Genomic DNA, 6,449 nt, shown 5'->3' on the forward strand with positions numbered 1-6,449 from the left:
GTGCCGGGGCCGTACTCGGGCTCACGCCTGGTGACCGCGGTGCCCGAACCGTCGGCGCGGTGCGAGGACGGCGGCCGGGGCGAGCGGTCCGCCCCGGCGGCGCGACGGGACCGGGTGTCCTCGACCACGGTGCCGATCACGACGGCGCCCGCGCGCTCCGCCTCGGTGTAGGCCTGCTCGATGTCGGCGCGCGTGGTCTGGCCGAGCGTGACGACGATGAGCACGGCGTCGGCCAGCGTGCACAGCGCCTGTGCGTTCGCGTCGTGCACGCTCGGCGCATTGATCAGGATGTACTCGGCCTTGTCCCGCAGGAGGCGTACGGTCTCGCGCATGCGCGGGCCGCTGAAGCGTTCGGCGGCGGCGCCGGCGCCCGGCCCGCGGGGCAGGAGCCGAAGCTGGGAGTCGGCGTGCACGAGCAGCTGCGTCGGGTCGGTGCCCCGCATCAGCACGTCGGACAGGCCCTTGGACTGGCCGAGCCCGAACAGTGCCGAGGGGCTCGTCTCGGAGAAACTGGCGTCCACCATGATCGTCGCGGACCCCGCGTGGGCGAGCGCGACGGCGAGGTTCGAGCTGGTCAGCGTCGCCGAGGCCGCCGGGGTCGCGTTGGTCACCAGCAGGGTGACCGGGCGGTCCTGGACCGACGCGACGACGGCGGCGCGGAGGCGGCGGTACGCCTCGCCGGCCCGGCTCTTCGGCGCGGTGACGAGGACCAGCCCGTTGGCGGAGGAGACCGTGCTGAGCACCGGCACGCCGAGGCGCTGCACCGTACGGACGTCGCGCAGCCGCCGGTCGGAACGCTCGAGGGCGAGCGCGATGAGCAGGCCGGCGAACAGGCCGACGGCGAGTCCCGCACCGCCGAACGTCGCGGCGCGCGTGGTGAGGGAGCCGGTCGGCGGCTGGGCCGGTGTGATGACCGAACCCGGGTTGACCGGCGTCGCGGCGATGTCGTTGTTCTGCTCGTCGATGACGCCGAGCTGGTTGTTGTACGCGGTGATCCGCTGCTGGAGGTAGTTCTTCTGGGACGCGGGCGCGGTGGGCAGCCGCTTGGTGGTCGCGGAGAGCTCCTGCTGGACCTTCTTCTCCTGCTCGCGAAGCTTGGCGGACTTGTCGTTCAGCACGCTCTGCGCCCGCTGGGAGCGGTAGGCGAGGTAGCCGTTGGCGAAGGCCTGGGCGCCGTCGCGGGCGGCGGTGGCACTGGAGGCGGTGTAGGTGATCTGCAGGACCTGGGTGTTCGGCGGCACGGTCACCGCGACCTTCGAGCGGTCGGCGGCACGGAACTTCTGGCGTACGACCTGCTCGACCGCGTCCGCCTGAACGAGCGCGGCCTCCGACTGGAGGTTCGTCAGGTCATCGCCCCGGCCGTTGGTGGAGTAGGGGTTTCCGTCGAGCGGGCTGACGAGGACGGTGGCGGTCGCCTGGGCGCTGGCCGGCAGCAGCAGGCCGCCCGCCACTCCGGCCACGGTGGTGGCGGCCGCCAATGAACAGATGAGCCGGAGGTGGCGACGCGCCACCCCCGTCAATCGGCCTTGCGCGTCCTGATCAGCCGCCATCCGCTGGTCTCCCTCGAAGTACACCCCTGCCCAGGGTCATGCGCTCGCCACGACACTATCCTCAGTTCCCAAATCGGTCGTCAGCTCTTGAGGTTCCATTTACATTGATCGGCATGTCGGGAGATCGGGAGCACCAAGAGCACGCCCTCCTCGTGGCCTCCAGCGGGGGTCACCTTGCCCAGCTGTTGGCTCTTCGCCCATGGTGGCATGAGCGTGAGCGCACATGGGTCACGTTCGGCACCGAGGACGCCCGGTCGCAGCTGGACGGCGAGCGCGCGGTGTGGGCACACCACCCGACGACCCGCAACGTCCGCAACCTGGTGCGCAACTTCGCCCTCGCGGTGCGCGTCATGCGCCGCGAGCGTCCGCACGTCGTGGTCTCCACCGGGGCGGCCGTCGCGTTCCCGTTCTTCCTGGTGGCCAAGGTGATGCGCGTGCCGACGGTCTACATCGAGGTGTACGACCGGCTCGACTCTCCGACGCTCACGGGTAGGCTCTGCCGTCCCATCACCGACCTGTTCTGCGTGCAATGGGAAGAACAGACCCGCTTCTACCCCCGCGCGCAGGTCATCGGGAGCCTTCTGTGAGTTCGCTGGTCTTCGTCTCGGTCGGCACCGACCACCACCCCTTCGACCGGCTCATCCGCTGGGTCGACGCGTGGCTGCCCGAGGGCGTCCAGTGCGTCGTGCAGCACGGCACCTCGGCCCCGCCGCGGCGAGCCGAGGGCGTCGCCTACCTCGACCACGCCGCACTGACCTCCCTGCTGGACGAGGCGGCCGTGGTCGTCTGCCACGGCGGGCCGACCACCATCACCGAGAGCCGCCGGCACGGCCGCCGCCCGATCGTCGTCCCCCGCGACCCGGCCCTGGGCGAGCACGTGGACGACCACCAGCAGCGCTTCTGCGCACGCATGGCGGCCAAGGGCCTCATCACCACGGCGGCCGACGAGAACGCCTTCCGCGGGCTCGTGGACCACGCGCTCGCCACACCGGACGACTACGCGGTGGTCGCCGACGGCGGCGACGTCGCCGAGTCGGTCGCGCGGTTCGGCGGCCTCGTCGCCGACCTGCTCGCACGCCGCGGCTGAGTTCTAGACGCCTCGTCCGGTGGCGTGTGCGAGCCGCAGTACCCGGTCGGCGCTGAGTACGTGCAGGGAGACCGCCAGTGCGAGGTAGGCCCGGCGTTCCCGCCAGGAGTTGCGCAGTGTGCGCAGCGCCCACCTGCGTGCCTCGGGTCGCTCGCCCAGCGCGGCGTGTGCGAAGGCGATCTGGCCCTGCACGCGGGCGAGGCCGCGCGGGTCGTCGGCGAAGCCCGGGTGCTTGCGCAGCAGGTACTGGAGTGCGTCGCTGATCATGCGCCACTTGCGGTTGAAGTGCGACGTCCGGCCCCACAGGACGGTGACGAGCGGCTCGGCCACGACGGCGATGGGCCCGGCCGCCGCGGCTCGCAGCATCCAGTCGTAGTCCTCCCCGTAGCTGCCGGGGATGTCCTCGTCCACGAGGCCGATCTTGCCGAGGAACGCCGTGCGGCGGACGACCACGGTGGAGGGGTGGGCCTCCATCACGCGGCGGCGCAGCAGTTCGGCGTGCGTGACGTCCTCCGGGCGCGGCACTCTCGTGATGGTCTTGTCGCCGTAGCGGACGTGGATGCCCGACACCACGACGTCGGCGCCGGTCGCGGCCAGCCGTTCCGCCTGGAGCCGCAGCTTGGCCGGCAGCCACGCGTCGTCGTCGTCGCAGAAGGCCAGCAGCTCTCCCGAGGACGCCGCCGCTCCGGCGTTGCGCGCCCCGGCCAGCCCCGGGGTGCGGTCGTTGCGGACGACCACGACCGGGCGGCGCGGATCCTCCCGCGCGAGGGCGGTGTCCGGTTCGGCCTGGTCGAAGACGATGACGCACTCGACCGTTCCCGGGTAGTCCTGTACGCGTACCGCCTCCATCGCCTCGGCGAGCAGCTGCGGCCGGTCATGCGTGGCGATGATCACCGAAACGGGCGGGTGCTCCGCGCTCATGAGTCCTCCTTGGCCTTGGCCGGTGAAGCGACCGGGCGCGCGTGTTGTTCGGTCCGCTCGCTCACGAGGTCTCCTTCGGCTGCTGAGCGATCACGATCCCGCGCGGTGGGGCACCGGCGCTGACCAGGTGGGAGATGGCCGCGATGAGCGGCCGGTCGGTGACCACCCTCAGCGCGACGGTCACCAGCGTGATGTCCGAGAGCGCGGCCAGGGTGACCGCCTCGGCGGTGTCGAGCGGGGGTCCGGAGATCACGACGACTCCCTTGCCGCGGTGGGCCCGCTGGACCGCCTGGGACAGGCCACGGTCGCCGTCGTTGATCGCCAGCGCGACGACGCGGAACGACCCCAGGCCGTCGTCGGTCTCGGCCGGCGCCGGCTCGGCGGCGGGGTAGATCGGCGGCTGCCCGTCCGCGACCCGCAGGAGGGTGGTGGGCGCGCCGCCGTGCGCGAACGCGGCGGCGACGCTGACCGCGACGGCGTCGGCGGTCCCGCCGGGCATCCCGGTGACCAGTACGGTGCGCGCGTCCTCGGCGAAGGCCAGGTTGCGCAACCGCCGTCCGGAGTCGGCGAGATCCTCCCGCCTGGTGTCGGTCAGGACCGGCACCGGGATCCGGCGGCGTACGTCGCGGGCGTACCGCAGCCGGCGGGGCCGCCGGTCGCGGACCAGCCCGATGACGAGCCCCGCGAGCAGCCCCGTGCCCATGCCCGAGGTGCGGTTGACGTCCGAGCCGGGGTCGTCGGGCCGGGACGGTTTGTCGGCTCCCTTGACCACCTCGGCGAACACGTCTCCGAAGGCCAGTTGTTTCTGCGCGTCCATGATCTGGCGCTGCATGGCCTGCCGGCGCGTGCGTACCGTGATGCGGGTCAGCGCGGTCGGGTCCGGGGGCAGCGCCTTCAACTCGGCCCTGAGAAGGGAGACGCGCCGGTTGATCGCCTGCCGGTTGCGGGTCTGGTACTGGCCGATGACGCGGTTGCGCACCTTGACGAAGGTCCGGCCGACCACCCGGGCGCCCTGGCGCGCGTTGCCGGGCCGGTTCGCGCGGACGCCGATGATGAGGACGCGGGAGTACGGCGCGGCGGAGACGGTCACGCGCCCGGCGAGACGATCAGCCGGCATCTTGAAGCCGGGGGTGCGCCTGAGCTGCTCCAGCACCGTCCCCGAGGTCGCGAGCTGAGCCTCGGTGTCCATCGTCTCCAGGCTGGGTTTCTGGTCGACGGCCGCGAACGGCCCGGCGGACAGCGGCGGCAGGCCGGTCTCCACCGCGATCTGCGGGCACAGCACCTCCACCGTCGAGGTGTAGGTGTGCTGCACGGTGGCGGACCGCACCATGCCGACGGCGCCGCCGAGCGCGACGGTGACGAGCAGGACCGGCCACTGCCGGCGGAGGAAGCCCCAGTAACGGCCCAGCCTCACCTCGTCCGGCGGGGTCTCGTCGGGCGGGGCGATGGCCGCCGGGTCGTACTCCCTCGTCGGCGGCCTGGCCGGTGACCTCGTCGACGACGTGGTCACCGACGCCACGGCGGGACCTCGCCCAGCAGGGCCGCCAGCCGTGCGTCGTGCGGCGCGAAGTGGTCGACGAGCCGGGTGCGCAGCGCGGCGGGCAGGGGTGAGCCGGGACGGGCGTTGTGACGCTCGAAGGCGGCCGGTCGCCAGCGCGGCAGGCCCAGAAAGTCGAGCACCGCGTCGTAGTGGGGTTCGGGCTCGGCGAAGAAGTCCTCGGCGAAGGTGACGTGCACCCGGTCGCGTCCGAACAGCCGGTACAGCACCTCGAGCTGGTCGGCGTAGCGACCCCGGTCCAGGTAGGACTGATGCCGGTGGCTGTGGCTCAGGTAGCCCGGCTCGGACCGGATCCGCTCCACCTCGCCGGCCAGGCGCTCCTCTTCGAGCGCGAGCGCCCGTTCGAACGAGGGCTCGGTCTCGAAGCCGCGTGCCAGCTCGTGCTTGTGCGCGGAGTAGGCACGCTCCACCGGGTCGCGCAGCAGCACGAGCAGCTTCACGCCGGGCAGGTCCGCGGCGATGCGCTCGGGCGCCAGCGGGTGGTGCATGTAGTAGCCGGCCGACTCGAACGCGAGCCGCTCGCCGCGTCGCAGCGGGAAGTGCCCGCGGTACCAGGACAGGCCGCGTTCGTAGTGCACGTCGAAGTAGTGCACGCCCTTGTGGAAGGTGGGCTGTGCGACGCCCGGGTGCGGGGCGAGCGCGCGGAACAGCGATGTGGTGCCGCCCCGCTGCGTGCCGACCAGGAGGAAGTCCGGGAGCATGCGCGCACCCGAGCTGAGCCGGCCCGCGGTGCGGGTGACCGCGCGGCCGCTCTCCTTCACCCACTGCGGGGCGTCGCGTCGCGAGATCAAGCGGTCCTCCCGGCGTTGGAATGGAGCAGGTCGAGCAGTTTCGCCGCGCGGGGCCGCAGCGGCTCACCCAGCTCGCCCTGCGCGTCACCAAGGTAGCGGCGGGCGAGTTCCAGGAGGTACAGCTCGACGGTGATGGCGGCGGCCCGGCCGCGCATGCCGTACGGCGCGAGGATCGCCGGGTCCGGCCACGTGTCGTACCCGCCGCCGGTCTGGAGCCGGTAGTGCGCGAGGTCCAGGCCGGCCGGCACCTCCGGGTCGTGGCGCTCCCAGTCCCAGAGCTGGACCCGGCCGCGGTGCCAGGCCATGTTCCACGGAGCCCAGTCGCCGTGCCACGCGCCGAACTCCAGCTCGTCCGCGCCGTACGCGGCGCCGACGCGTTCGACCACCTCCGCGAGCCGCTCGCGCTGGTGCGGGTCCTCGAGCGGCAGGTCGCCGAAACGGCGCCAGAAGGCGGTGGAGGCCAGCGGCAGGCGGCGGGTCGCGCCGGTCAGCTCGCGCATCGCCGTGACCGGCGCGCGGCGCCGTGACCGGAACGACACCGC

At 72.8% G+C, this 6,449-nt stretch carries 6 protein-coding genes and 1 pseudogene; 2 read left to right on the plus strand and 5 right to left on the minus strand.

All coding sequences use genetic code 11. The annotated features are described in order from the left end of the window. Positions 1-1,478, minus strand: a 1,478-nt coding sequence (locus tag ACFFNX_RS38275; RefSeq protein WP_378210997.1) for a polysaccharide biosynthesis tyrosine autokinase, incomplete at its 3' end; no start/stop codon positions are given. 185 nt (positions 1,479-1,663) lie between these two features. Between ACFFNX_RS38275 and pssD the strand changes: the two genes are divergently transcribed. Then, the gene (gene pssD / locus ACFFNX_RS38280) at positions 1,664-2,137 is read left to right on the plus strand and encodes a PssD/Cps14F family polysaccharide biosynthesis glycosyltransferase (RefSeq protein ID WP_378210998.1); all 474 of its coding nucleotides are present in this window, start codon (positions 1,664-1,666) and stop codon (positions 2,135-2,137) included. Continuing rightward, positions 2,134-2,637 (plus strand): glycosyltransferase, encoded by a 504-nt coding sequence (locus ACFFNX_RS38285; protein WP_378211000.1) that lies wholly within the window; start codon positions 2,134-2,136, stop codon positions 2,635-2,637. The genes pssD and ACFFNX_RS38285 overlap by 4 nt, the downstream gene beginning before the upstream one ends. Positions 2,638-2,640: 3 nt before the next feature. On the opposite strand, the gene ACFFNX_RS38290 is transcribed toward ACFFNX_RS38285, so the two are convergent. The 4 genes and pseudogenes from ACFFNX_RS38290 to ACFFNX_RS38305 all read right to left on the minus strand — a co-directional run. Next, positions 2,641-3,558: a glycosyltransferase family 2 protein gene (locus ACFFNX_RS38290; protein WP_378211001.1), complete on the minus strand. Its 918-nt coding sequence runs from the start codon at positions 3,556-3,558 to the stop codon at positions 2,641-2,643. A 61-nt stretch (positions 3,559-3,619) separates the two neighbouring features. Further along, a complete protein-coding gene (locus ACFFNX_RS38295; protein WP_378211002.1) occupies positions 3,620-5,077 on the minus strand; it encodes a YveK family protein in 1,458 nt (485 codons plus the stop codon). After that, the gene (locus ACFFNX_RS38300) at positions 5,065-5,907 is read right to left on the minus strand and encodes a sulfotransferase domain-containing protein (RefSeq protein ID WP_378211003.1); all 843 of its coding nucleotides are present in this window, start codon (positions 5,905-5,907) and stop codon (positions 5,065-5,067) included. Before ACFFNX_RS38300 ends, ACFFNX_RS38295 begins: the two co-directional genes overlap by 13 nt. Next, positions 5,904-6,449, minus strand: a pseudogene (locus tag ACFFNX_RS38305) (hypothetical protein); the annotation flags it as partial. The pseudogene ACFFNX_RS38305 and the gene ACFFNX_RS38300, both read right to left, overlap by 4 nt.

Source organism: Actinoallomurus acaciae (assembly GCF_042429965.1).
GTDB classification, from domain to species: domain Bacteria; phylum Actinomycetota; class Actinomycetes; order Streptosporangiales; family Streptosporangiaceae; genus Actinoallomurus; species Actinoallomurus acaciae.

Excerpts from the sequence above, each read along its gene's own strand:
- ACFFNX_RS38290 (WP_378211001.1), bottom strand. The coding sequence starts at position 3,558 with ATGAGCGCGGAGCACCCGCCCGTTTCGGTGATCATCGCCACGCATGAC.
- pssD (WP_378210998.1), top strand. The coding sequence starts at position 1,664 with ATGTCGGGAGATCGGGAGCACCAAGAGCACGCCCTCCTCGTGGCCTCC.